At 68.5% G+C, this 23,192-nt stretch carries 24 protein-coding genes and 1 riboswitch; of the genes, 10 read left to right on the plus strand and 14 right to left on the minus strand.

Annotated elements, in window-relative coordinates:
* Positions 1-106: 106 nt before the first annotated feature.
* Both ACZ5U5_RS10285 and ACZ5U5_RS10290 read left to right on the plus strand, forming a co-directional pair.
* Positions 107-955 carry a helix-turn-helix domain-containing protein gene (locus ACZ5U5_RS10285; protein WP_469018901.1) on the plus strand — a complete coding sequence of 283 codons (849 nt, stop codon included), beginning with the start codon at positions 107-109 and terminating at the stop codon, positions 953-955.
* Positions 952-1,155, plus strand: a complete 204-nt coding sequence (locus ACZ5U5_RS10290; protein ID WP_469018903.1) for a DUF397 domain-containing protein — start codon at positions 952-954, stop codon at positions 1,153-1,155. Before ACZ5U5_RS10285 ends, ACZ5U5_RS10290 begins: the two co-directional genes overlap by 4 nt.
* Positions 1,156-1,172: 17 nt before the next feature.
* Here the strand turns inward: ACZ5U5_RS10290 and ACZ5U5_RS10295 are convergent, their stop codons facing one another.
* Positions 1,173-1,757: a hypothetical protein gene (locus tag ACZ5U5_RS10295; RefSeq protein WP_469018906.1), complete on the minus strand. Its 585-nt coding sequence runs from the start codon at positions 1,755-1,757 to the stop codon at positions 1,173-1,175.
* Positions 1,758-1,866: 109 nt separating this feature from the next.
* On the opposite strand from ACZ5U5_RS10295, the gene ACZ5U5_RS10300 reads away from it, so the two are divergent.
* A complete protein-coding gene (locus tag ACZ5U5_RS10300) occupies positions 1,867-2,925 on the plus strand; it encodes an SRA domain-containing endonuclease (RefSeq protein WP_469018908.1) in 1,059 nt (352 codons plus the stop codon).
* A 232-nt stretch (positions 2,926-3,157) separates the two neighbouring features.
* On the opposite strand, the gene ACZ5U5_RS10305 is transcribed toward ACZ5U5_RS10300, so the two are convergent.
* Together ACZ5U5_RS10305 and ACZ5U5_RS10310 are read right to left on the minus strand one after the other, a co-directional pair.
* Entirely contained in the window at positions 3,158-3,439 is a 282-nt protein-coding gene (locus tag ACZ5U5_RS10305) for a hypothetical protein (RefSeq protein WP_469018910.1), read from the minus strand.
* A 208-nt stretch (positions 3,440-3,647) separates the two neighbouring features.
* The gene (locus ACZ5U5_RS10310) at positions 3,648-5,006 is read right to left on the minus strand and encodes an FAD-dependent oxidoreductase (protein ID WP_469018913.1); all 1,359 of its coding nucleotides are present in this window, start codon (positions 5,004-5,006) and stop codon (positions 3,648-3,650) included.
* A gap of 199 nt (positions 5,007-5,205) precedes the next feature.
* Here ACZ5U5_RS10310 and ACZ5U5_RS10315 point away from each other — a divergent pair, with 199 nt between their 5' ends.
* Positions 5,206-5,508: a hypothetical protein gene (locus ACZ5U5_RS10315; RefSeq protein ID WP_469018916.1), complete on the plus strand. Its 303-nt coding sequence runs from the start codon at positions 5,206-5,208 to the stop codon at positions 5,506-5,508.
* 30 nt (positions 5,509-5,538) lie between these two features.
* Here the strand turns inward: ACZ5U5_RS10315 and ACZ5U5_RS10320 are convergent, their stop codons facing one another.
* The 4 genes from ACZ5U5_RS10320 to ACZ5U5_RS10335 all read right to left on the minus strand — a co-directional run bounded on the left by ACZ5U5_RS10320 (position 5,539) and on the right by ACZ5U5_RS10335 (position 10,132).
* A complete protein-coding gene (locus ACZ5U5_RS10320; protein WP_469018919.1) occupies positions 5,539-6,075 on the minus strand; it encodes a hypothetical protein in 537 nt (178 codons plus the stop codon).
* Positions 6,076-6,190: 115 nt separating this feature from the next.
* Positions 6,191-7,192 (minus strand): GlxA family transcriptional regulator, encoded by a 1,002-nt coding sequence (locus tag ACZ5U5_RS10325; protein WP_469018921.1) that lies wholly within the window; start codon positions 7,190-7,192, stop codon positions 6,191-6,193.
* Positions 7,193-7,214: 22 nt separating this feature from the next.
* Positions 7,215-8,717, minus strand: coding sequence for an MFS transporter (locus tag ACZ5U5_RS10330; RefSeq protein WP_469018924.1), 1,503 nt, complete (start codon positions 8,715-8,717; stop codon positions 7,215-7,217).
* A gap of 203 nt (positions 8,718-8,920) precedes the next feature.
* Positions 8,921-10,132: a DUF445 domain-containing protein gene (locus tag ACZ5U5_RS10335; protein WP_469019408.1), complete on the minus strand. Its 1,212-nt coding sequence runs from the start codon at positions 10,130-10,132 to the stop codon at positions 8,921-8,923.
* Positions 10,133-10,589: 457 nt separating this feature from the next.
* On the opposite strand from ACZ5U5_RS10335, the gene ACZ5U5_RS10340 reads away from it, so the two are divergent.
* Positions 10,590-11,909 (plus strand): SGNH/GDSL hydrolase family protein, encoded by a 1,320-nt coding sequence (locus tag ACZ5U5_RS10340; RefSeq protein WP_469018926.1) that lies wholly within the window; start codon positions 10,590-10,592, stop codon positions 11,907-11,909.
* Positions 11,910-11,954: 45 nt separating this feature from the next.
* On the opposite strand, the gene ACZ5U5_RS10345 is transcribed toward ACZ5U5_RS10340, so the two are convergent.
* The 4 genes from ACZ5U5_RS10345 to ACZ5U5_RS10360 are packed head-to-tail and all read right to left on the minus strand — an operon-like array spanning position 11,955 to position 15,403.
* The gene (locus tag ACZ5U5_RS10345) at positions 11,955-12,764 is read right to left on the minus strand and encodes a DUF1707 SHOCT-like domain-containing protein (protein WP_469018929.1); all 810 of its coding nucleotides are present in this window, start codon (positions 12,762-12,764) and stop codon (positions 11,955-11,957) included.
* A 10-nt stretch (positions 12,765-12,774) separates the two neighbouring features.
* Positions 12,775-13,740, minus strand: coding sequence for an ABC transporter ATP-binding protein (locus ACZ5U5_RS10350; protein ID WP_469018932.1), 966 nt, complete (start codon positions 13,738-13,740; stop codon positions 12,775-12,777).
* A gap of 6 nt (positions 13,741-13,746) precedes the next feature.
* A complete protein-coding gene (locus tag ACZ5U5_RS10355; protein WP_469018934.1) occupies positions 13,747-14,589 on the minus strand; it encodes an ABC transporter permease in 843 nt (280 codons plus the stop codon).
* A complete protein-coding gene (locus ACZ5U5_RS10360; RefSeq protein WP_469018937.1) occupies positions 14,582-15,403 on the minus strand; it encodes an ABC transporter permease in 822 nt (273 codons plus the stop codon). The genes ACZ5U5_RS10355 and ACZ5U5_RS10360 overlap by 8 nt, the downstream gene beginning before the upstream one ends.
* A 218-nt stretch (positions 15,404-15,621) precedes the next feature.
* On the opposite strand from ACZ5U5_RS10360, the gene ACZ5U5_RS10365 reads away from it, so the two are divergent.
* On the plus strand, positions 15,622-18,159 hold the full coding sequence (locus ACZ5U5_RS10365; protein ID WP_469018940.1) for a transglycosylase domain-containing protein: 2,538 nt from the start codon (positions 15,622-15,624) through the stop codon (positions 18,157-18,159).
* A gap of 44 nt (positions 18,160-18,203) precedes the next feature.
* Here the strand turns inward: ACZ5U5_RS10365 and ACZ5U5_RS10370 are convergent, their stop codons facing one another.
* From ACZ5U5_RS10370 to ACZ5U5_RS10380, 3 genes are all read right to left on the minus strand, one after another.
* Positions 18,204-18,524 carry a DMT family transporter gene (locus tag ACZ5U5_RS10370; RefSeq protein ID WP_190080238.1) on the minus strand — a complete coding sequence of 107 codons (321 nt, stop codon included), beginning with the start codon at positions 18,522-18,524 and terminating at the stop codon, positions 18,204-18,206.
* A 47-nt stretch (positions 18,525-18,571) separates the two neighbouring features.
* Positions 18,572-18,633: riboswitch (guanidine-III (ykkC-III) riboswitch) on the minus strand.
* A 63-nt stretch (positions 18,634-18,696) separates the two neighbouring features.
* Entirely contained in the window at positions 18,697-19,053 is a 357-nt protein-coding gene (locus tag ACZ5U5_RS10375) for a GroES family chaperonin (protein WP_363309366.1), read from the minus strand.
* Positions 19,054-19,096: 43 nt separating this feature from the next.
* Positions 19,097-19,426 carry a DUF3618 domain-containing protein gene (locus ACZ5U5_RS10380; RefSeq protein ID WP_365816567.1) on the minus strand — a complete coding sequence of 110 codons (330 nt, stop codon included), beginning with the start codon at positions 19,424-19,426 and terminating at the stop codon, positions 19,097-19,099.
* Between the two features lie 172 nt (positions 19,427-19,598).
* Here ACZ5U5_RS10380 and bcp point away from each other — a divergent pair, with 172 nt between their 5' ends.
* The 4 genes from bcp to ACZ5U5_RS10400 all read left to right on the plus strand — a co-directional run bounded on the left by bcp (position 19,599) and on the right by ACZ5U5_RS10400 (position 23,191).
* On the plus strand, positions 19,599-20,066 hold the full coding sequence (gene bcp, locus ACZ5U5_RS10385) for a thioredoxin-dependent thiol peroxidase (RefSeq protein WP_469018949.1): 468 nt from the start codon (positions 19,599-19,601) through the stop codon (positions 20,064-20,066).
* A gap of 147 nt (positions 20,067-20,213) precedes the next feature.
* On the plus strand, positions 20,214-21,710 hold the full coding sequence (gene proP / locus ACZ5U5_RS10390; protein ID WP_469018951.1) for a glycine betaine/L-proline transporter ProP: 1,497 nt from the start codon (positions 20,214-20,216) through the stop codon (positions 21,708-21,710).
* A 144-nt stretch (positions 21,711-21,854) separates the two neighbouring features.
* On the plus strand, positions 21,855-22,502 hold the full coding sequence (locus tag ACZ5U5_RS10395) for an HNH endonuclease signature motif containing protein (RefSeq protein WP_469018953.1): 648 nt from the start codon (positions 21,855-21,857) through the stop codon (positions 22,500-22,502).
* Positions 22,499-23,191 (plus strand): HNH endonuclease signature motif containing protein, encoded by a 693-nt coding sequence (locus tag ACZ5U5_RS10400; RefSeq protein WP_469018956.1) that lies wholly within the window; start codon positions 22,499-22,501, stop codon positions 23,189-23,191. The genes ACZ5U5_RS10395 and ACZ5U5_RS10400 overlap by 4 nt, the downstream gene beginning before the upstream one ends.
* Position 23,192: the final 1 nt, after the last annotated feature.

Below are 23,192 nucleotides of genomic sequence, written 5' to 3' on the forward strand. Positions count from 1 at the left end.
CGTATCCCCTCATGCAATTTGCACGGTGAGATTCCCACGTTTGAGTGATTGGCAAGCGGCACCGTTGGCACGCAGACTGACCATCGCTAACGGAAGAGGAGTCGAGATGGCTGGTTCACCGACGGCACGCCGACGCCGTCTCTCGATCGAGCTCAAGAAGCTTCGCGGGAAGAGCGGTCTCACCTGCGCCCAAGTCGGAGAGGCGTTGGATTGGAGTGGCTCCAAGGTGAACCGGCTGGAGACTGGGAACGGCCGGGTCCAACCATCCGATATGGACGCACTGTGCCGCTTTTACGGGACCAGCGACGAACTACGCGAGTTCCTAAGGTCGCTCGCCCGGGAGGCGAAGACCCGTGGGTGGTGGCAAGTTCACGGGTCGGGGGTGCCGGAGTGGTTCAACATCTACATCGGCCTAGAGCAGGAGGCGTCGACGTTCCGCCAATATCAGAGCGAGATGGTCCCCGGGCTCATGCAGACACCCGCATACGCCACCGAACTGCACACTGCCGGGGCCCACATGAAGCCGGAGGACATCGACCGGGCCGTACGCGTGCGCATGGAGCGCCAGACCATGCTCACGCGGGCAGGCGGCCCTGAGGCCTGGTTTATCGTCAGCGAGGCTACGCTGCGAAACACCATCGGCGACCAGGAGATCATGCGCGACCAGCTCGAACACCTCCTAGATTCCATGACGTTGCCGTCAGTGACGCTCCAGGTGCTCCCCTTCGACTCCGGCACGTACCCGATCACTGGCCCCTTCACTGTGCTCGGGTTCCCGGACCAGGAAGATCCGGACGTCATCTATCGGGACGGCATCACCGATGCGACCTACCTGGAGGGGGAGCATCATGTTCGGGAGTACACACGAGCCTTCGACGGGCTGAGGGCAGCGGCTCTAAGCCCTCAGCGGTCCGCCAGACTTATCAAGTCCGTTCTAAAGGAATGCGCGCGATGACGATTGCTAACAGCACCCCCTTGCCCTGGTTCACCTCCTCCTACAGCAACGGCGCAGGGGGCGAATGCGTGGAGTGCGCACCGCTTCTCGGCACCATGCTGATCCGTGATTCCAAGCGGAGGCAGGGCCCTGTAGTCGCCATACCGTCGGACGCCTGGCAAGCGTTCATAGCCGGATTCACCACGCGCTGCGCCAAGTAGCCGGTCCGGCGCGGCTCTCAGGCAACGGACTGGTCGGGATCGCGAAGTACCTCACCAGCCCGGTCAAGGAACTGCGTACGCATCTCAGTGACGTGCTGGCTCTTCTCTAACCAATCTCGCCACCTCGCCTCGGTCTCAGCGACCCCCTGAACCGCCCCCGGCTCCGCCAGCTTCAGGGCCTGCGCTGCATCGGCCGTGGCGGCCCTGAGTACTTGAGCCACGATGACTACATCTTCTGGCCCCCAGAGGGCGAGTTGGCTCGTACGCGACTGCATGGCAGCGACCTGCCCCCTGAATTCGTCGCGTTCAGTGGCGGGGAAGACCTCGCCGCGACGTATGGCTACTGCCGCCCTCTTTAGAGTGTCCTCAGCTGTCGAGTGAGCATCGAGCAATGCGGCGCAAGCTTGCTGCCTTTGTTCCTTGACCCACTGGAGATGCCCCGTCGCGGCCTGCCGATCTACTTGCGCAAGCGCCGCTTCGACCCCCTTCTCTCCGCCAATGCGCGCACCGCGCACACTGGCGAACGCACCGACAGCGGCACCGCCCACTGCGCCGGCCACCCCGACGATTGCAGCAACCATCGTCGCTATCCCACCATCCATGCCGCCATCATCTCCCGAGGGCCCTCCTCCTCGCGTGGGACCGCCAAAGAACAGTGCATGCTGACGAGTTGGCCTGCCGCGTGCCAGCTGTGCCCACTAGCCTGTGAGCATGTCAACTGTTGTGCCCTCCTTTCAACCTGGCGACATCCTCACGCGAACGGACATTCGGAGGGAACTAGGAGGAAGCCCCCAGGGCGGCATCTGCCCCTCCGTGGAAAAGAGGACAGTGGTTCTCTATTCCGACATCAAGTCGGGGGAGCAGTATGGCTACCGCGACGGGTGGCTTCGAGAAGAGGATCGCTTAGGCCCCATTTTCGAGTACACGGGAGCTGGAACGCAGGGGGATCAAAAATTTGTCGGGACCACTGGTAGTGGCAATGCGGCGATCCTCCAGCATGCCGTTGACTCCCGTACTCTCCATCTATTCATTGGGCACGGCAAAGTTCCCGGAAGCGACACAAGGACCCACCGCTACATCGGTGCATTCACTGTGGATAGCGAGCGCCCATATTTCCGAAGGCAAGCCCGCGACAAGCTTCAAAATGATCGCGATGTCATCGTCTTTAGACTGCGCCCGATCGGCATCTACGATCTTTCTAGCGATGACGTGATCCCGCCCGCCGCAGAAACTAGGGTCAGGTTCGTTCCTTCCAGATCCAGACGCCGGCCCGAGGTGCCAGAACGCCTCCAGCGAGCATGGGAACGGGATCGTTCGGCGGCAAGTTCGACGTACCGGCGCGAGCAAATAGCATCCGATTTCGGCGACATACTCAGCACCCGCCAACACCGTGTCGGCCGGCTGGAAGTCCATGTCAGAGGTGTAGAAGAGGCCATGGAAGCGGCTCTCTTCGACCAGAGTGATCGTACCGCCTACGAGCCAGCAGACAGCAGCTCGCGGAAAGCGCTCCGAGATGCCCTGATGACGCTCATGGACATCCGTATGCATTTGAACGCGATGGAGGGCGGCATGCCGCTGCGCTGCATGGTCCTTGCGCCGGGATTACCCAGCGAAGATACGCGTCAACTATTGGCACAGTATGGCGTTGGAATCGTCTACCGTAACGAGAACGGTGACTTCACCGAACTGCAAGGCGACGGAGTTCAGCCGCCGACGGCCGGCATTTCTAGCACCTCTCTATGCTTCAACTGCCCTACGCGTGCGATCTAGCCTTCCGATAGTTGCAAGGAAATCCCAACGCCGCACCGCCTGAGAGACCGGCTCCCGGGATCTTTCTACAGTCCGCCTTCTCGACGGCTCCACCTGCCACAACTCCCTCACCCTCTTACCCCGATCAATCCCATGCTTGACGACCAAGCCTCCATGCCGCATCAAGCTCCACGCCGAAGGGGGCCCGCTCCCGGCGGGCCCCCTTGATGTGTGGCGCGAGTTGCCGACCCGGTCAGTCCTCGTCGTGGTTGCCCTCGAAGTGACCCGCTGCGTCGGTGATGCCGGCCGGGCCGCCCAGGTTTCCGTAGGCGAAGCCGCCCCGCATGCCGCCGTCGTGGTGGTCGCTGTCGAAGTGGCCGGCGGCCTCGGTGATGCCGGCCGGGCCGCCCAGGTTCTCGTAGGCGAAGCCGGCCCGCATGCCCTCGTGGTCGTCGTCGGCGAGGGCGGTGCCGCTGGCGCCCAACACGGCGGCGGCGGTGAGGGCGGTGACGGCCAGGGCGGTACGGATACGCATGGGGTCCCTTTCGGTACGCGATCACGGGGTGTGTTCACTGGGGGCACTGGGCTCACTGGGCTCACTGGGCTCACTGGGGTTTTGCGTGTTCAGTGGGTTCAGCGTGCTCAGTGGGTTCAGTGTGTTCAGGTTTGCCCTATTTACTGATCGCGCAGACCTGGTCCGCCTCGATTCACTCGCACAGCGGCGGGCCGCTAGGCCTGCCCGCCTAACCCACCCGCTCGTCCCAGTCGATCCGGTGCTCGAACTGCCACGCCCCCCACACCGCTCCCCCGCCCCCGCCTACCTTCGTCGCCACCGGCAGGACCGCGTCCCGCAGGGCTCGGCTCAAAGGTCCCGCCGGCTTCGGGGTGGCCGTGCGGGCTGCTGCCGATGTGGCCGTCGATGTAGCCGTCGTGTGCTTGAGGATGCGGTCCACCCTTGGGCGGCGCAGTGACTCGTAGGCCTTGAAGGCAGCCCTGGGGGGCAAGTCCCGTAGGCAGCGGGCCAGTTCGACCGCGCTCTCCGTGGCCAGCGATACTCCCTGGCCCGATGTCGCCGGTGTCGCGTGAGCCGCGTCGCCGATCAGGATCATTCGGCCCCTGCTCCACGAAGTCACCGGAGGCATCGTTTCTGTGGGGCCCGTGATCAGCAGGTCCTCGGGGGCCGTGTCCCGGACCAGGTCCGGTGCCGGAGTGCGGTCGTCCGCGAACGCCTCGCCCAGGCGCTTCAGCCACTCCCCCGCGCCCACCGCCTGCGCCTCCGCCGACGTCATCGGCTCACGGTGCGGCAGGTTCACGAACCACGCCGCCGAACCGTCGTCGAAGATCTGATAGCCGAAGTAGGCCTTCTTGCCGTAGCACATGTACAACACCCCATCCGTGGAGGGGAGTTGGGTGGCACTTACGCGTGCTGTGAACGTCAGCACTCCCGCGTAGTGCGGCTTCGGCGTCGTCGGGTCGATGAGCGCGCGCACCGTCGAGCGCAAGCCGTCCGCGCCGATCAGGATGTCCGCCTTCGCCAGTGAGCCGTCCGAGAAACGCGCCGTCACCCCCGCGCCCGTGTCGGTCGCGTCCAGCAGGCGCTTGCCCCGGTGGAGAGGGATGCCTCGGCGCGACGCCTCCGCCCACAACTCCTCGGCAAGTTCCGTGCGCCAGACGAAGCGCGTCGTCGGGAGGTCGGCGGGCGGGGTCAGCTGGGCCAGGTGCCTGCCCGTCCAGCTGCGCAGGCCGAGCGACGTCACGGGGATGCCGATCGCGCTCACCGTCTCCGCCGCGTCGATCGCCTCCAGCGCCTGCATGCCGTTCGGGGCGATCGTCATGCCGCCACCACGGCCGCGGCCACGGTCGCCGTCGCTACCGCGGACACGGGCACTCGGCTTGGCGTCATACGTGGTGCGCGCCTCGCCCGCAGTCGTCTTGTACGTCTCGCCCGCGGTCGCCTCGCCCGCCCTCGCCTCGTACACCGTCGCCTCGATGCCCGCCTTGCGCAGCGCCATCGCCACCACCGGGCCCGCGACACCACCCCCGATGACCAGGGCTGTTCGAGTGCGGCGGTCAGTGGTGGTGGGTGTGGTTCGCGCGGTCATCTTTACTATCGGTCCCTCGTCAGCTGCGCCTTCGAGCACGCGGCGGAGGCGCAGCGCACACCCTCACCAACCTACGTGGCCCAGGCCCCCTCGCCGCAAGGCTTTCCCGGCGCGTTAGCCTCGGGAGCCTCGGGCCGAGAGCCCATAGAGGACGTTTCGGCCGGAAGCATTCACTGCAGGCCGTGGAAGCGAGGCAAGCATGGCGAAGGTACCGGCAGCAGCAGTGGCCGCGAGCGGGCTCGTCGGTGGGTACGCCGTCGCCCGGTGGACCAAGAAGCGGCCCCTCGGCGGCCTCGTCCTCGCTGCCGCGGGCGCAGCCGCCGCTCAGCAGTGGCGTGCCGCGGCCGGGGGCAGGACCGCTGCCGCGCTCAGTGCCACGTACGTCGCCGCCTTCGCCGGGTCGCATCCGCTCGCCAAGAAGGTCGGGGCCTGGCCCGCCGTCTTCAGTGTCGCGGGCGGGGTCGGGCTCGCGTCGTGGGTGCTTGCCGATCGACGCAGGTAACCAATCCCCGACCGGCCCGCACGCGATGGCTCAGACCTCGCTGTCCCTGAACAGCCGCGCGAAGCCCGCCACCGCGAGCACCCCCGCCCCCATCACCAGCACGAAGAACCCCCACGCCAGCGGCCACACCGCCGCGTCCGGCTCCGGGTGGCTGTCGAAGGAGACGTACATCAGCGTCGCCGGCGGGCCCGCCACGAGGAGCAGCGCCCACGCGAGACGGTCCCGGAAGCCGAAGTAGGCCGCCAGGGCCAGCATCGAGACGGTCAGGGCGGCTATCCCGAGCCCCGTCACCGGTGACGTCTCGTTGATCGCGCCGGGCGTCTCGGGGCGGTTGCGCAGGTCCCAGGGCAGGCACAGGAGGTACGCCGCCACCGCGAGGCCCGCGCCCAGCAAGCGCGTCATCCAGCGCCGCAGCGGCGGGCTGCCGGGCAGGGACGTCAGCAGGTTCCGCGGATTCATGAAGCTCAGCCCATGGCGCGGGCTCATCCTCATGCCCGTACGCGGGCTCATCCGCACGCCCATGCGTCGGCTCATCCGCGGGCTCATGTTCATCGACTTTGCCGTCATGCGTACGAGCCTGCCGACCTCCCCAGGGGCGCGACAGAGTACGCGTACTCATACCGAGCACACGTACTAAGACCGAGTACGCGTACCCAGACCGGTCCCTGGGGACGTCCGCCCCTCAGGCCGACCCATCCCGCTGTGCCCGCCCCCTGAACGTCACCCGATAAGCCCCCGGCGACACCCCGAGCCCCGCCTGGAAGTGCTGTCTCAGCGACGCTCCCGTGCCGAAGCCCGCCTCCGTCGCGATGCGGTCGACCGTGCGGTCCGTCTCCTCCAGGAGCTCGCGGGCCCGGTCCACGCGGCGCTGCGTCAGCCACTGCATCGGCGTCAGGCCCGTCTCCTCGCGGAAGCGGCGGCTGAAGGTGCGGACGCTCATCGCCTCTTGCCCGGCAAGATCGGCCAGCGTCAGGGGCTCCTCCAGACGCTCCTGGGCCCACTCCCTGGCCCGGCCCGTCGATGTCAGGCGTGGCTCCGCCACCGGGCGGCGGATGTACTGGGCCTGGCCGCCCTCGCGATGCGGGGGTACGACGGTGCGGCGGGCCACCTCCGCCGCCACCGCCGCGCCGTGGTCTCCGCGGATCATGTGCAGGCAGAGGTCGATGCCCGCGGCCTCGCCCGCGGAGGTGAGGACCGGGCCCTCGTCCACATACAGGACATCCGGATCGACCGTCACGGCAGGAAACGTACGGGCGAAGAGGTCCGCCGACAGCCAGTGCGTCGTCGCCCTGCGGCCGTCCAGGAGGCCCGCTGCCGCGAGGACGAAGGCGCCGGTGCAGATGGAGGCGATACGGGCGCCGGCGGCGGACCGCAGCGCGTCCGCCAGGGCCGGCGGCAGCTCGCCCGGCCCCAGCGACTCGTCCTCCTCGTGGGAAGCCGGGACGATCACCGTGTCCGCGGCGGCCAGCACTTCGGGGCCGTGCTCGGCCTGGACGGGGAAGTCGGCGTCCGTGCGGATGAGACCGGGGGTCAGGGCACAGGTCGTCAGGTCGTAGAGGCGCGCGCCCTGTGCCGAGCGTGCGCTGCCGAACAGCTGGTGGACCAGGCCGAGTTCCATGGGCAGCACGCCGTCGCGCACGAGGACGGCCACCCGGTGGCCGCCCACTGCTTCCTCTCCGCTCATGCCCCGGATCTTCCCATCCGCGTCACCCGGAGGCCTTCGCCTCCGACAACGGCCTCGCGATGTCCTCCAACGACCGCCGCTCCGCCTTCACCGCGAACACCGCCGCGACGAGCCCCGCCGCGCACATCAGCCCCGCGCCGATCTGGAAGGCGAGGACCGTGTCGCCGACGACGCCCGACTCGGTCAGCTTGGCGAAGATCAGCGGGCCGCTGATGCCGCCGGCCGCCGTGCCGATGGCGTAGAAGAAGGCGATGGCCATGGCACGGGTCTCCATGGGGAAGATCTCGGAGACCGTCAGGTAGGCGCTGCTCGCGCCCGCCGACGCGAAGAACAGGACCACGCACCAGCAGGCCGTGAGCGTCGCCGCGCTGAGCGAACCGCGGCCGAAGAGCCAGGCCGTGCCGAAGAGCAGGACACCCGACACGATGTACGTCGACGAGATCATGATCCGGCGGCCGACCGTGTCGAAGAGCTTGCCGAGGAAGAGCGGGCCGAGGAAGTTGCCCGCGGCGATGACCGCGAAGTAGTAACCCGTGCTGCCCGAGGGGATGTCGAAGAACTTGGTGAGGATCGCGCCGAAGCCGAAGGTGATCGCGTTGTAGAGGAACGCCTGGCCGATGAAGAGCGACAGGCCGAGCACCGCGCGCTTGGGGTAGTCGCGGAAGACGGTTTTGGCGATGAGCCCGAAGCCGATGCTCTTGCGCTGGTGGATGGTGATCTCGCGCGCGGGCGGCGGCAGGCGTTCGCCCTTCTCCTCCTCGATCTCCCGCTCCACCGCCGTGACGAGGGCGTCCGCCTCCTCGCCGCGGCCGTGGATGAACTGCCAGCGCGGGCTCTCCGGGACGTGGCGGCGTACGAGGAGGATCACCAGGCCGAGTACGACGCCGAGGGCGAAGGTGAGCCGCCAGCCGAGGTCCTTGGGAAAGATGCTGGTGTTCAGCATGACGACGGAGAGCAGCGAACCGCCGATCGCACCCAGCCAGTAGCTGCCGTTGATGATCAGGTCCACGCGCCCGCGGTACTTGGACGGGATGAGTTCGTCGATGGCCGAGTTGATGGCCGCGTACTCGCCGCCGATGCCGAAGCCGGTGAGGAAGCGGAAGAGGAAGAACCACCAGGCGTCGAAGGAGAGCGCGGTGAGGGCGGTGGCGCCGAGGTACACCGCGAGGGTGACCATGAAGAGCTTTTTCCGGCCGTACTTGTCGGTGAGGCGGCCGAAGAAGAGGGCGCCCGCGCAGGCTCCCGCGACGTACAGGGCCGCCGCGGTGCCGGTGATCTGGGCGGAGCTGATGGCGAGGCCGCTGCCCTCCTCGGAGATGCGGCTCGCGATGTTGCCGACGGTGGTGACTTCCAGGCCGTCGAGGATCCAGACCGTGCCGAGGCCGATCACGATCATCCAGTGCCAGCGGGACCAGGGCAGCCGGTCCAGGCGGGCGGGCACGGCCGTGGTGACGGTGCCGGTCTCGCCGTCGGTGTGCTTCCGGTCGGGCGGCGGTGGCGGGGCGGGCGCGGGCGACGCGGTCATGGCGGGCGGCTCCTTCCGCTGCTCCCACGTCGCCGGGCTCCGGCTCCCCGCTGCTGGCGGATCGCAGCTCACGGCTCGGGCGACGGCTCTCTCGGCATCGGGAGAGCTCCTCCAGAGTGCCCGCCAATGGCGCACTCACGCGCGCTGAAACCGCGGCAGGGCCCCCTCGGCCCCGTAAACCCCGTAAACCCCGCAGACCGCCCTTACGCCCCCAGCAGCCGCGACACCGAGTAGATCGCGAGGCCCGCCAGCGCCCCCACCACCGTGCCGTTGATCCGGATGAACTGGAGGTCGCGGCCGATGTGGGCCTCGATCTTCTTCGACGTCTGCTCGGCGTCCCAGCCCGCGACCGTGTCGGTGATCAGGGAGGTGATCTCGTCGCGGTACGTCGTCACCACGTACACCGCGGCGCCCTCGACCCAGCCGTCGACCTTCTGCTGCAGCCGGCCGTCCGTAGCCATCCGCGAGCCGAGCGAGAGCAGCGCGGCCCGGACCCGAAGGCGCAGCTCGCTGCGTTCGTCCTCGGCGGCGGCCACGATCATTCCGCGTACGGCCGACCAGGCGGAGGCGATCAGGTCCTGCACCTCGCCGCGGCCGAGCACCTCGCGCTTGAGGCGCTCCACGCGCTCGCGGGTGTCCGAGTCGGACTGGAGGTCGTTGGCGAAGTCCGCGAGGAAGCGGTCGACCGCTCCGCGCGCGGGGTGCTCGGGCATGTCCCGCATCTCGGTGAGGAAGCGCAGGAGTTCCTTGTAGACCCGCTCGCCGACCTTCTTGTCGACGAACCGCGGGGTCCAGCCGGGGGCGCCGCCCTGCACGGCGTCCATGACCGACTCGTCGTGCTCGACCAGCCAGTCGTGGGCGCGTACGCAGATCAGGTCGACGACCCGCTTGTGGCCGCCGTCCGCGACGACCTTCTCCAGCATCTTGCCGATGCCGGGGGCGATCTCCTGGGCGTCGGCGCGGCGCGTGATGGCCTCGCCCACGACCGCCTGGACGTCGGAGTCGCGCAGGACCGTCAGGGCGCCGCGCAGGGCCGTGGCCAGCTCGGCGGTCACCCGGTCGGCGTGATCGGGGTCCGCGAGCCAGGTGCCGAGGCGGCTGCCGATGCCCACGGCGCGCAGCCGACCGCGTACGACATCGGAGGAGAGGAAATTCTCACCCACGAAGTCGCCGAGGGACGCTCCCAGTTGGTCCTTCTTGTTCGGGATGATCGCCGTGTGCGGGATGGGCAGGCCAAGCGGGTGGCGGAAGAGCGCCGTCACGGCGAACCAGTCGGCGAGCGCGCCGACCATGCCGGCCTCGGCCGCCGCGGCGACATAGCCCGCCCAGGCTCCGGCGCCGGAGTTCTGGGCCCACTTGGCGAGGACGTAGACAAGGGCGACGAAGACGAGGAGGCCCGTCGCGGTGATCTTCATCCGGCGGACGCCGCGCCGCTTCTCCTCGTCGGCGGGGCTGTACGTGAAACCGCCCCCACCGCCGACCGGAGCGGAGCCGGAGCCTCCCGTTCCGGAGTCCGCGCCGGAGCCCGCGCCGGGACCTGCGCCGGAGCCCGTCAGGACGCCGCTTGAAGGGCCCGGCTCACGGGAATGCTGCCCGGAAGCAACCCCTTCGGACGCATCCTCCGGAATTGAACGATTCGTACGTTCCACTCACTCCACCTGACCCGTTCGCGTGGTTCGCGGCGTCCTCATACGTATTGTCCCCGCCGCTCTGCGTCCCTTCCTGACCGACTCCTGGAACGGACCACAAGTTCCCGGCGTCTGAATGGTCGGAGGGGGGCAGTGTCGGCCGCCTCACGGCCCATGACGCATCATGGGGTGATCACATCGGAGCCTCGATCAGGCTCCCCCTGCTCGAGGAGACACAGCCCGCATGACCAAGCGTCACGGTTATGCCCTGCTTGCCGCGGTCCTCGCGGTAATAGTGGTGATTTCCGCCGCCATATACCTCGGTGTATCCACCGACGACGGATCTCAGGACACCATCAGCGCGGGGCCCCGCGGCCCGCGCAACTCCGCGGCGCCCGCCTCGGCCGGCACCTGGGTCGGCTCTTGGGCCGCATCCCCCGCGGCGGCCGAACCAAACACGCACCGCAACGGCTTCGCGGGCCGCTCCATCCGCAATGTCGTGCACACCAGCGTCGGCGGCGACAGCGCCCGCATCACCCTGTCGAACCTGTACGGACAGCAGCCGCTGAGCATCACCCACGCCTCCATCGCCGTCGCCGTGGGGTCGAACAACCCGGCGGCCGCCCCCGGCACCCTGCGCCGCCTGGCCTTCAACGGCAACACCTCCGTGGTGATCCCCGCGGGCCAGCAGGTCATGAGCGACGCGGTCAGGCTGCGCGTGCCGCACGACGGCGACCTCCTGGTCTCGACGTACTCGCCGACCCCTTCGGGGCCGGTCACCTTCCACCCGCACGCCCGCCAGGTCAGCTACGTCGCCGAGGGCGACCGCACCGAGGACCAGAACGGCACCGCGTACACCCAGCAGAGCACCTCCTGGCGCTACCTCTCGGCCGTGGACGTCCTGAGCAACGAGTCGGACGGCACCGTCGTCGTCTTCGGTGACTCGCTCACCGACGGCATCTCCTCCACGATGGGCGCCAACGCCCGCTGGACCGACAACCTGGCCGACCGCCTGCGCGAGGAGTCCGGCGCCCCGCGCTACGGCGTCGTGAACGAGGGGATCAGCGGCAACCGCGTCCTCTCGGACGGCAACGGCACCCCCGCCGACAATCCGAGCGGCCTCTCGCGCTTCGACCGCGACGTGCTCGACCGGACGGGCGTCAAGGCCGTCGTCGTCGCGCTCGGCGTGAACGACATCCTGCGCAACCCGCACCAGAACGACCCCGACCGCATCGTGGAGGGCCTGCGCGAACTGACGCGCCAGGCACACACACGCGGCCTGCGGGTCGTCGGGGCGACCCTGATGCCGTTCGGCGGCCACCGGGGGTACGAGCCGCAGCTGGAGAACGTGCGCCAGGCGGTGAACGAGCAGATCCGCGACGGCAAGGTCTTCGACGAGTTCGTCGACTTCGACAAGGCCCTGCGCGACCCGTACGACCCCCGCAAGCTGCGCGGCGCGTACGACTCGGGCGACCACCTGCACCCGAGCGACCTGGGCTACCGCAAGATGGCCGAGACGTTCAACCTGGCGCACCTGCGGGGCTCCGCGGCCGCCGAGCTGTAGCGGCAGAGGTAGCAGTAGCGGTAGCCCGCAGCGCTGTGGGCGGCGCTAGTCGCCGCTCCCGGGGCCGTAGTCCCCCGGCGCCGGGTGCGAGGAATCCGACCCCCGGTGGTGGCCCCCGTGCTGCCCCCGGCGCCGCTCCTTGTGCCGCTCCCCGCGCTCCAGCTGCGCCGCACGCCGTTCCTCGCGCCGCTCAAGACGCTCACGGCGGCGCTCCTCCTTCAGACGCAGCTTCTCCATCCGGCGCATCTTGCGGTCCACGCCGACGCCGCCCATCAGGGCGAAGCCCTTGACCACGACGCGGGGCGAGCCGGGGGTTCCCTCCCCGGTCGCCTTGTCCTCGAAGCCGCCCATGAAGCCGAAGCCCTTGACCACGACGGTCATCTCGGGCGGGACGATGACCTGCATGCCGCCCATGATGGTCCAGCAGCGGATCTCCACGTCGCGTTCCGTGAAGCGCGCCTCGCGCAGGTCGATCTCGCCGCCGCCCCACATCGCGAACCCGTCGAACTGCCGGCCGACCACCCAGCCGCCCTTGCGGCTGAACCCGCCCCAGAACGCGAAGCCGAGGGTCGACGACGGCTCGCCCCTCACCATCCGCTCGGCCCAGTCGATGGCGGCGGGATCGTCCACCGGGCCCTTCACCATGGACACCTTGGCGCCCACCGTCGGCAGATCCCGCGTGATCGGCTCCAGCTCGCCGTACGTACGCGCCTTGTACGTCGCGTCCAGCCGCTCCTCGAACTCCTCCATGTCCAGGCGGCCCTCGGCCACGGCGTCACGGAGTCGTTCGGCGACGCGTTCACGGTCGGCGTCGGCGGCCCGGAGATCCGGGAGATGAGGTTGCTCGTCGGTCATACGCAGCAGCCTACGAGGTCGCCTTCTCCGCGTACATCTTGGCGATGACCGCCTCGATGTCGGGCTCCCTGACCGACAGGTCGACCATCGGATATCGGGCCGCGACCCGGGCGACAAGCGGAGCTGCCGACTCCGCCGCGGGGAAGGCGAGCCACTGCCGCGGGCCCTCCACCTTCACCACCCGCGCCGACTCCACCTCGATGGGCGGCAGTTCGCGCTCCAGGTCGACGACCAGGGTCCGCTCGCTCTCACCCACCTCGTGCAGCCCCGCCAGCGGCCCGTCGTACATCAGACGGCCGTGGTCGATGACCATCACCCGCTTGCAGAGCTGCTCGATGTCGGTCAGGTCGTGCGTGGTGAGCAGGACCGTCGTGCCCGCCTCGGCGTTCAAGTCCCGCAGGAACCCCCGGACCTTGGCCTTGCTGATCACGTCCAGGCCGATCGTCGGCTCGTCCAGGTAGAGCACCTCCGGATCGTGCAGGAGCGCCGCCGCGATGTCGCCGCGCATCCGCTGGCCGAGCGAGAGCTGGCGTACGGGGACGTCCAACAGGGCGCCCAGTTCGAGGAGTTCGACGCAGCGCTCCAGGTTCTCCTTGAAGCGGGCGTCCGGAATCCGGTACATGCGGTGCATCAGACGGTACGAGTCGATCAGCGGCAGGTCCCACCACAGCGTCGTGCGCTGCCCGAAGACCACACCGATGCGCCGCGCGAGGCGGGTGCGCTCACGGGAGGGATCGATCCCCGCGACCCGCAGCCGGCCTCCGCTCGGCGTCAGGATGCCCGTCAGCATCTTGATCGTCGTCGACTTGCCGGCGCCGTTCGGGCCGATGTAGCCGACCATCTCGCCGCGCGGCACGGTGAAGCTGATGCCGTCGACGGCACGCACCTCGTGCTTCTCGCGCCGCATGAAGCCGGTCTTCTTGCGTACGTCGAAGACCTTCTCGACGCGGTCCAGCTCAATGAGGTCGGTCTCCACGGCGGTTCAGCTCCCTGTGCTGCGGTACGAACGAAGGCCCGCGCGCCAGACGAGGCCCGCGAGCGCGAGAAGAAGGGCGGCCACGATCGGCGGCGTGAACGCCACCCACGTCGGCAGGTCCAGCGGATAGGGACGCCCCAGGACGTACAGCGCGGGGATCCAGTTCACGAAGGCCAGCGGCAGGATGAAGGTGACGCCCCGCACCAAATCCTTGGCGAAGACCGTCGGCGGGAACTGGAGCAGCGTGGTCCCGCCGTACGTGAAGGCGTTCTGCACCTCCGCCGCGTCCTGCGCCACGAACTGGAAGGCCGCGCCCCCCACGAACACGGCCGCGAAGATGCCCGCGCCGCAGAGCAGCATCAGCGGGACCATCAGCACCTTCAACGGGGTCCAGTCGATGTCCAGGACCACCAGGGCGTACACGAGGACGAGCGCGCCCTGCAGCAGGCGCCCGACCCGGTGCAGCCCGAAGCGGTCGGCGGCGACCTGCGCGATCACCGGGGCGGGCCGCACCAGGAGCGTGTCGAGCGTGCCGTCACGCACCCGCTTCCCGAGCCGGTCCATGGACCCGAGCGAGAGGTCGGCGAGCCCGAACGAGGTGCACGTGGCCCCGTACAGGAAGGCGATCTCGGACAACGAGTAGCCGCCGAGCCGGTCCACCTGGGAGAACATCAGCAGGATCGCCGCGAAGTCGAAGGCGGTCACCGCGAAGTTGCCGAACGCGGTCATCACGAAGGACAGCCGGTAGGCCATCAGGGAGCGGATCCACATGGCGGAGATCAGCCGGTAGGCCCGCAGCCCGTCCCGCACCTGCGAAAGCCCTCCCCGCACGCGCGTCAGCTCAGCCACCCTGCACCACCACCCGACGCGTGGCCACGGCCTGAAGAAGCCGCCCAGCAGTGAGCAGCGCCGCCGCCCAGCCGATCTGGAAGGCGTACGTCCGCCACAGGTCCACGCCCGTGTGCTTGCCGAGGAACACATCCGCCGGCACCTGGAGCAGCGCCGACCAGGGCAGCGCGCGGGCGAACTCACCGAGCGCGCCCGGGAAGACGTTCAACGGGAGCAGCATCCCGGAGAAGAACGTGCCCGCGAGCATCGCCACCTGCGTGGTGCCCGCCCCGTCCATCAGCCAGAACGCGGAGAGCGCCACCAGGAAGCGGATCGCGAAGCTGACCAGCGCGCCCAGGACCACGGCGAGCACGAAGGCCAGCCAAAGCAGCGGTTCGGCGGGCAGGGCCAGGTCGAAGATGAGCGCGCCGACCACCATCGGCACGACACCGCGCCCGAGCAGCTGGAACAAGGCGCGGCCCAGGTCGGTCGCCAGCCACCAGAGCTGCAGGTCGGCGGGGCGGTACAGGTCGACGGCGATGTCCCCGGTGCGGATCCGCTCGATCAGCTCGCCCTCGAAGCCGCCGCCCATCAGCGCCATCACCGTGAGCAGCGCCTGCCCCAGCCAGACGAACGTCAACGCCTGCGACTGGTCGTACCCGCCGAGCCCCGGCCGCTCGTCCCACAGCGCGATGTAGGTGTACGCGAGGATCAGCCCGAAACAGGTGTTGGTGAACACTCCCGCCAGGGTCGCCGTCCGGTAGGTCGCGTACCGTCTGAAGCCTCCCCGGGCGACGGCCGCGTACAAGCGGAACCGTCCTGTACGCACACGCATCCCCTTTAACGAGAGCCTTGACGAATTTGCGAGAGCCTTGACCGAAGCCCCTGCCCGGCCTGGGCCAAAGGGACGGAGCCTAGTGCGGACGTCATCGCTCGTGCCAGGCATTTTCCGCACGCGGCGCGTGCCTGGCGGGGAACGCATGAAGCGACAGTGTGCAATGGGTCGTACGAGGCGTACGTGACGTACGACGCGAACCGGGAGTTCCACGAGACATGAGCAGCGACGAGCCGCAGCAGCAGGGCGCCAAGAAACCCGAGGGATGGGCGCCCCGCGAACCCGTGGAGACTCCGGCCGATCCCCCGGCTGCCGCATCGGCCGACACTCCGGAGGCCGCCCCGGCCGCCGCATCGGAGGCGCCGGACGCCGAAGGCACCGGCAAGAAGGGCAAGAAGAAGCGCCCCAAGCGCAAGGGCTGGCGGCGGATCTTCCCCACCTGGCGCATGGTGCTCGGCGGTTTCATCCTGCTGATCCTGCTCTGCGTCGGCGGCTTCGTCGCCGGCTACATGATCGTCGAGATCCCGCCCGCCAACGCGGCGGCCACCGCCCAGAGCAACGTCTACCTCTACGCCGACGGCAGCCAACTGGCCCGCGACGGCGAGGTCAACCGCGAGAACGTCCCGCTGAGCCAGATCCCCAAGGAAGTCCAGCACGCCGCGCTCGCCGCCGAGGACCGCGACTTCTACAGCGAGTCGGCGGTCGACCCCAAGGCGATGATCCGCGCCGCCTACAACACCGTCACCGGCAAGGGAAAGCAGTCCGGTTCGACGATCACCCAGCAGTTCGTGAAGAACTACTACCTCGGCCAGGAACAGACGGTCACCCGCAAGGCCAAGGAGTTCTTCATCTCCATCAAGCTGGACCGCGAGGTGAGCAAGGACGACATCCTCGCCGGGTACCTGAACACCAGCTACTTCGGGCGCAACGCGTACGGCGTACAGGCCGCGGCCCAGGCCTACTTCGGCGAGGACGTCAAGGACCTGGACACCGCCCAGGGCGCCTACCTCGCGACACTCCTCAACTCCCCCAACGCCTACGACGTGGCGACCCACCCGGAGAACAAGAAGCGCGCCGAGGGCCGCTGGAACTACGTCCTCGACGGCATGGTCAAGGAGGGCTGGCTCAGCGCCGCCGAACGCGCGAAGACCAAGTTCCCCGCACCCAAGGAGGCCAAGGGCGCCTCCGGCCTCTCCGGCCAGCGCGGCTACCTCGTACAGGCCGTCGAGGACTACCTCACGGCCAACGACATCGTCGACGAGGACACCCTGGCCAAGGGCGGCTACCGCATCACCACCACCCTCCAGAAGGACCGCCAGGACGCCTTCAAGGAAGCCGTCGACGACCAGGTGATGTCCAAGATCGACAAGGACGCCCGCAAGGTCGACCGCAACGTACGCGCGGGCGGCGCCTCGATCGACCCCAAGACCGGCAAGGTCGTCGCGATGTACGGCGGCATCGACTACACCAAGCAGTACGTCAACAACGCCACCCGCCGCGACTACCAAGTGGGCTCCACCTTCAAGCCGTTCGTCTTCACCTCGGCCGTGGAGAACGGCTCCGTCACCCAGGACGGCCAGCTCATCACCCCCAACACGATCTACGACGGCACCAACAAGCGCCCCGTGCAGGGCTGGGACGGCGGGGCGTACGCCCCCGAGAACGAGGACGACGTCGACTACGGCGACATCACCGTCCGCACCGCCACCGACAAGTCCGTCAACTCCGTGTACGCGCAGATGGCCGTCGACGTCGGCTCGGACAAGGTCAAGGACACCGCCGTCGCCCTCGGCGTTCCCGAGAGCACCCCCGACCTGACCGCGTCCCCCTCCATCGCACTCGGCCCGTCCACGGCCTCCGTCCTGGACATGACGGAGGCGTACGCGACGCTCGCCAACCACGGCAAGCACCCCACGTACACGATGGTCGAGAAGGTCACCAAGGGCGGCCAGCAGGTCGAACTGCCCGAGCCGACGACCGCGCAGGCCGTCAGCCGCGAGGCCGCCGACACCACCACCTCGATCCTGCAGAGCGTCGTCGACGGCGGCACCGGCACGGCCGCCCAGGCCGCGGGCCGCCCCGCCGCCGGCAAGACCGGCACCGCCGAGGAGGACAAGGCGGCCTGGTTCGCGGGCTACACCCCCGAACTCGCCACCGTCGTCTCCGTGATGGGCCAGAACCCCGACACCGGCGCGCACACCCCGCTGTACGGGGCGCTCGGCCAGGCCCGCATCAACGGCGGCGGCTACCCCGCGCAGATCTGGGCCCAGTTCACCAGGGACGCCCTGGAGGGCAAGCCCGTGCAGGACTTCGACCTGGAGCTGGAGGACGGCGCCGACGTGCCGCCGGTCCCGGACCCCTCGGACGCCGAGGAGGACCCGGCCACCGGCGGGGCCGCCACGGGCGGCGACGACACCACGCAGGGCCAGGACCAGGGCCAGACCCAGGGGCAGGATCAGGGCCAGACCGAGGGCCAGGACCAAGGGCAGACCGAGGGCCAGGACCAGGGCCAGACGCAAGGCCAGGACCAAGGGCAGACACAGGGCGGTCCGACGGACGGCGGCACCACCGACGGCTCGACGGCCGACGGAGGCGCCACCGCCGACGGAGGCACCGCAGCCCAGGGCGGCCAGACCGACGGCTCCACCGCGGACGGCGGAACAGGCGCCGACGAAGGCGCCCTGGGCGGCGGCATCACGGAAGGCACAGCGGCCAGAAGGAAGGGCGAGGGCAACCAGGCGTACTACGACTACTAGTGCCCTGAAAGCCGGTAGTGCCCTGCAAGCCGGCGCCCCGCGTACTAGTGCCCCGAGGTCGCCTTCAGGCCCACGACGGCGACCAGCAGCAGCACCACGAAGAAGATCCGGGCGGCGGTGGCCGGCTCACCGAGCACCATCATCCCGACCACCGCCGCACCGGCAGCGCCGATACCGACCCACACGCCGTACGCCGTACCGATCGGCAGCGTCTTGGCGGCTTGCGAGAGCAGCATCATGCTCGCGACGATCCCGAGGCCGGTGAACACGCTCGGCCACAGCCGCGTGAACCCCTCGGTGAACTTCATCCCGATCGACCAGCCCACTTCGAGCAGACCGGCGACGATCAACAGAACCCAGGCCACGACGGCACCTCCGACACGTGAGACGCGAAATCGCGTCACTGAATGGGGGTGCGTCGTCTTTGCGGAAACCCGGTACGGCGCGTCTCGTCGGGGTCCTTCCAAGGTAGCAAACGACACGCGTAAGGGGCTGGTGACCATGGTCACCAGCCCCTTACCGACACCTTCTGAACGGCTACAGATAAAGCCCCGTCGAATCCTCGGAGCCCTCGAACCGGTCGGCGGCCACGGCATGCAGATCACGCTCGCGCATCAGCACGTACGCCACACCCCGCACCTCCACCTCGGCCCGGTCCTCCGGGTCGTACAGCACCCGGTCACCCGGCTCCACCGCCCGCACGTTCTGCCCCACCGCGACGACCTCCGCCCAGGCGAGACGCCTGCCGACGGCAGCGGTCGCGGGAATCAGGATGCCGCCGCCGGACTTGCGCTCACCCTCGGCGGTGTCCTGCCGCACGAGCACACGGTCGTGCAGCATCCGGATGGGCAGCTTGTCGTCGTGGGGGCTGTGTCCCCGGCTCTTGGCGCTCACGCCCCGAACCTACCTGCCGACGGCCCGCCCGGACGATGCCGGGTCAGCCCTTCCGGCGCCGTGTACTCACCGCGAGCATCCCCACGAGACCCACGACCACCAGCGCCACCGGCACGATGCGCTCCAGACGCGGCGCACCGTCCTCGCGCACCAGCTGGCCCCGCACATCGGACACCACGCGGTTCGCCCCCACGTACGCCCGCCCGAGGGAGTTGTCCACACTCGCGACGACCTTGGCCTTCGCGTCACCCACGATCGTCTTCGGGTGCACCCGCACCCCGATCTCGTCGAGCGTCTCGGCGAGCGTCACGCGACGGCGCTTGATGTCCGCCTCGATCTGCGCCGGGGTCCTGATATCCGACGTGTCCGACACCGCGCTGCCTCCGTGGTCGTATCCGGCTGTCTGATCCTTCTGTACGTGCTGCCGCCGACAGTCTGTCAGCTCCGGGCGCACAGCACCCCACGGCACCCCTATTACGCTCGACTCCGTCACCACACGTTTCACGAACATCCTGTTACGAGCACCCTGCGCGAGGAGACCGAAGATGAGCGAGCGACTCACCCCCGGCGACACGGCCCCGGCCTTCACCCTGCCGGACGCGGACGGCAACGAGATCTCCCTCGCCGACCACAAGGGCCGCAAAGTCATCGTCTACTTCTACCCGGCCGCCCTCACCCCCGGCTGCACCAAGCAGGCCTGCGACTTCACGGACAACCTCGACGCCCTCGCCACCGCCGGCTACGACGTCATCGGCGTGTCCCCCGACAAGCCCGAGAAGCTGGCCAAGTTCCGCGAGCAGGAGAACCTCAAGGTCACGCTCGTCGGCGACCCCTCCAAGGAGACCCTGGAGGCCTACGGCGCCTTCGGCGAGAAGAAGCTCTACGGCAAGACCGTGACCGGCGTCATCCGCTCCACGGTCGTCGTCGACGAGACCGGCAAGGTCGAGCACGCCTTCTACAACGTCAAGGCGACGGGTCACGTAGCCAAGATCATCAAGGACCTGGGCATCTGACCTGGACTTCTGACCTGGGCTTCTGGCAGCACCCCCACCTTCCCGACAACTGTGACGAACGCCCCCTTCAAGGGGGCGTTCGTTTGCGTCGGCCAAGTTCGAGCAAGTGATCCAAGGAGGATTGTTCGCAGAACGGAAGGACTACCCATGGCGGCCCACGACGAGGCACCGGCCGACGCCGATGCGGTCAAGCGGCACCGCAACCTTTTCCGGGCCGCCAAACGGCGCAAAGACCCCCCGCTGCGCCGCACCGACATCACGGTCACGGACGAAGCCGCAGTCAAGCGAGCGGTCAAAGCCGCATCGCTCGGCAACGCCATGGAATGGTTCGACTTCGGCATCTACAGCTACCTCGCCGTCACCATCGGCCACGTCTTCTTCCCTTCCGGGAACGACACGGTCCAGCTGATCTCGTCCTTCGCGACCTTCGCGGTGTCCTTCCTCGTCCGCCCCATCGGCGGCATGGTCTTCGGCCCCATGGGCGACAAGATCGGCCGCAAGAAGGTCCTCGCCCTGACGATGATCCTCATGGCCATCGGCACCCTCGCCATCGGCCTGATCCCGTCCTACGCCACCATCGGCTTCTGGGCCCCGGTCCTGCTGATCTTCTTCCGCCTCGTCCAGGGCTTCTCCACCGGCGGTGAGTACGGCGGCGCGTCCACCTTCATCGCCGAGTACGCCCCCGACAAGCGCCGCGGCTTCTTCGGCAGCTTCCTGGAGATGGGCACCCTGGCCGGCTACACCGGCGCGGCAGGCCTCGTCCTCATCCTGAACAGCGCGCTCGGCGCGGACACCATGGAGCAGTGGGGCTGGCGCGTCCCCTTCCTCGTCGCGGGCCCCCTCGGCCTCGTCGGCCTCTACCTGCGGCTGAAGCTCGACGAGACACCCGCGTTCCAGAAGATGGAGGACGCCACCTTCCACTCGGCGTCCGAAGGCGCATCCACCGTCGAGACGACGGCCAAGGGCGACCTCGCCAAGATCTTCCGCGAGCACTGGCCCACGCTGATCCTCTGCATCGCCCTGGTAGGCGCATACAACGTCACCGACTACATGCTCCTCTCCTACATGCCGACGTACCTCTCCGACGAACTCGGCTACGACGACTCGCACGGCCTGCTGATCCTCATCGGCACCATGATCGTTCTGATGCTGCTCATCACCCAGGTCGGCAAGCTGTCCGACCGCTTCGGCCGCAAGCCGCTCCTCATGACGGGCATGGTCAGCTTCTTCGTCATCTCCATCCCGGCGTTCCTCCTGATCAAGCAGGGCAGCCTGATCGCGGTCTCCGGCGGCATGCTCCTCCTGGGCCTCTCGCTGCTGTGCCTCCTGGGCACGATGTCGGCGACGCTCCCGGCCCTGTTCCCGACCTCGGTCCGCTACGGCTCCCTGTCGGTTGGCTACAACATCTCCGCCTCCCTCTTCGGCGGCACGGCTCCCCTGGTCATCACGTCCCTGATCAGCGTCACGGGCACGGACATGGTCCCGGCGTACTACTCGATGGCGGCGGCGCTGGTCGGCATCATCGCGGTGTCCTGCATGAAGGAAACGGCCCAGAAGCCGCTGTCGGGCTCGCCCCCCTCGGTGGGAACGAAGGAGGAAGCAGCGGAAATGGTCGAGGCCGCGGCCCCCACCCCGCGCTTCTGACTTCCCTCCCCCTCTCCGGTCCGGAACGGCCCGCCCCACGTGCAAGTGGGGCGGGCCGTTCCGCATTCCGGGCGTAACTGTCCGATAAGCGGTTCGTTAGCCCGTACGAGGCTGCGAACGCGTGGCCGGATGGGGAGGGGAACGATGCCGGTCAGTCCGTACACCAAGGAGCGCTTGGGGGAGGCCGCCATATCGTCACGGACACTGTCCGAGGCGTTGCGAAAACTGGGGGTGGACCCGAAGAGTTCGACGCGGCGGTACGTCCACGAGCGGATGAAGAAGCTGGGGGTGGATACGTCGCACTTCGAGCGGGAGACGGGTGCACGGTGGACGAGAGAGGTACTTGAGCCCGCGGTGGCCGCGTCGACCACCGTGAACGATGTTCTACGGTACTTGGGCATCGAAGTCGTGGGCGGCCATCACACGAACATCAGCCGCCGCATCAAGGCGTACGGGATCGATACCTCACATTTCCGGAGACCTTCACGGGCGGGCCTCCCCAGACAGCGCCGCTCTCCGGAGCAGCTCCTCGTCAGACAAGAGCCGACAAACGCCCGGCGCATGCAAAGTGACCGGCTCAAGCGCGCCATGGCCAAGTTGGGCATCGTCGAGCGCTGCGCCATGTGCGGAACGGAACCGTTGTGGCGAGGGCATCCACTTCCGCTGGAGGTCGACCACATCGACGGCGACTGGCGCAACAACCAGATCGAGAACCTACGGCTGCTGTGCCCGAACTGCCACTCCACCACGGGTACTTACCGAGGTCGTGCCAAGGGGCGGCAGTCGTCGTGAGCGAGCCGGTCCGCTATACGCCGGAGCTGCTCACGAAGGCTGCCGAGAGCTGTTCGAGCATCGACGAAGTCATCGCGTTCCTAGGTACGCGCCCATACGGCAACCTCGGCCGTCATTTGTTCCGGCGGTTCGACCAGTTCGGAATCGATGTCTCCCACTTTCCACGTCCACGGCGCGGCCCCGCGTGCCAGAGACCTTCTCCCGACGAACTGCGGCGGGTGGTCGCTCAGTCCTCGTCCATCGCACAAGCACTGCGCACCCTGGGCAAGGCGCCGACCGGCGGCCCGTACGCGCATTTCCACCGGTGGGTGGAAGAGGACGGACTCGACACGTCTCATTTCCTGGGCCAAGCCCACCAACGGGGCAAGCCGGGATCGACCCCCTTGAGGACGGCAGCGGATCTGCTCGTCAAACACGACGGTGAGCGCCGCACCAAAACCGTCCTCCTGCGCCGAGCCCTACGCGAGGTCGGCGTACCTGAGCACTGCGACAAGTGCGGGACCCCGCCCAGGTGGAACGGGAAACCCATGACGCTGGAGATCGACCACATCAATGGGGACTGGAGTGACGACCGCCGCGAGAATTTGCGACTGTTGTGTCCCAACTGCCATGCGGTCACGAACACCTGGTGTCGCGGCGGACGCCGTGCACCCTCAGGGGCCGGAGACGAAGCAGCGTCCGCCCGGTAAC

Source organism: Streptomyces sp. NPDC033177 (assembly GCF_055577715.1).

Coding starts and splice junctions, on each gene's coding strand:
- ACZ5U5_RS10345 (WP_469018929.1), bottom strand. CDS start 12,764: ATGACCGACGAGCAACCTCATCTCCCGGATCTCCGGGCCGCCGACGCC.
- ACZ5U5_RS10315 (WP_469018916.1), top strand. CDS start 5,206: ATGGCGAAGGTACCGGCAGCAGCAGTGGCCGCGAGCGGGCTCGTCGGT.
- bcp (WP_469018949.1), top strand. CDS start 19,599: ATGAGCGAGCGACTCACCCCCGGCGACACGGCCCCGGCCTTCACCCTG.
- ACZ5U5_RS10285 (WP_469018901.1), top strand. CDS start 107: ATGGCTGGTTCACCGACGGCACGCCGACGCCGTCTCTCGATCGAGCTC.
- ACZ5U5_RS10310 (WP_469018913.1), bottom strand. CDS start 5,006: ATGACCGCGCGAACCACACCCACCACCACTGACCGCCGCACTCGAACA.
- ACZ5U5_RS10330 (WP_469018924.1), bottom strand. CDS start 8,717: ATGACCGCGTCGCCCGCGCCCGCCCCGCCACCGCCGCCCGACCGGAAG.
- ACZ5U5_RS10360 (WP_469018937.1), bottom strand. CDS start 15,403: ATGCGTGTGCGTACAGGACGGTTCCGCTTGTACGCGGCCGTCGCCCGG.
- proP (WP_469018951.1), top strand. CDS start 20,214: ATGGCGGCCCACGACGAGGCACCGGCCGACGCCGATGCGGTCAAGCGG.
- ACZ5U5_RS10335 (WP_469019408.1), bottom strand. CDS start 10,132: ATGAAGATCACCGCGACGGGCCTCCTCGTCTTCGTCGCCCTTGTCTAC.
- ACZ5U5_RS10295 (WP_469018906.1), bottom strand. CDS start 1,757: ATGGATGGTGGGATAGCGACGATGGTTGCTGCAATCGTCGGGGTGGCC.
- ACZ5U5_RS10305 (WP_469018910.1), bottom strand. CDS start 3,439: ATGCGTATCCGTACCGCCCTGGCCGTCACCGCCCTCACCGCCGCCGCC.
- ACZ5U5_RS10320 (WP_469018919.1), bottom strand. CDS start 6,075: ATGACGGCAAAGTCGATGAACATGAGCCCGCGGATGAGCCGACGCATG.
- ACZ5U5_RS10340 (WP_469018926.1), top strand. CDS start 10,590: ATGACCAAGCGTCACGGTTATGCCCTGCTTGCCGCGGTCCTCGCGGTA.
- ACZ5U5_RS10395 (WP_469018953.1), top strand. CDS start 21,855: ATGCCGGTCAGTCCGTACACCAAGGAGCGCTTGGGGGAGGCCGCCATA.
- ACZ5U5_RS10365 (WP_469018940.1), top strand. CDS start 15,622: ATGAGCAGCGACGAGCCGCAGCAGCAGGGCGCCAAGAAACCCGAGGGA.
- ACZ5U5_RS10325 (WP_469018921.1), bottom strand. CDS start 7,192: ATGAGCGGAGAGGAAGCAGTGGGCGGCCACCGGGTGGCCGTCCTCGTG.
- ACZ5U5_RS10290 (WP_469018903.1), top strand. CDS start 952: ATGACGATTGCTAACAGCACCCCCTTGCCCTGGTTCACCTCCTCCTAC.
- ACZ5U5_RS10300 (WP_469018908.1), top strand. CDS start 1,867: ATGTCAACTGTTGTGCCCTCCTTTCAACCTGGCGACATCCTCACGCGA.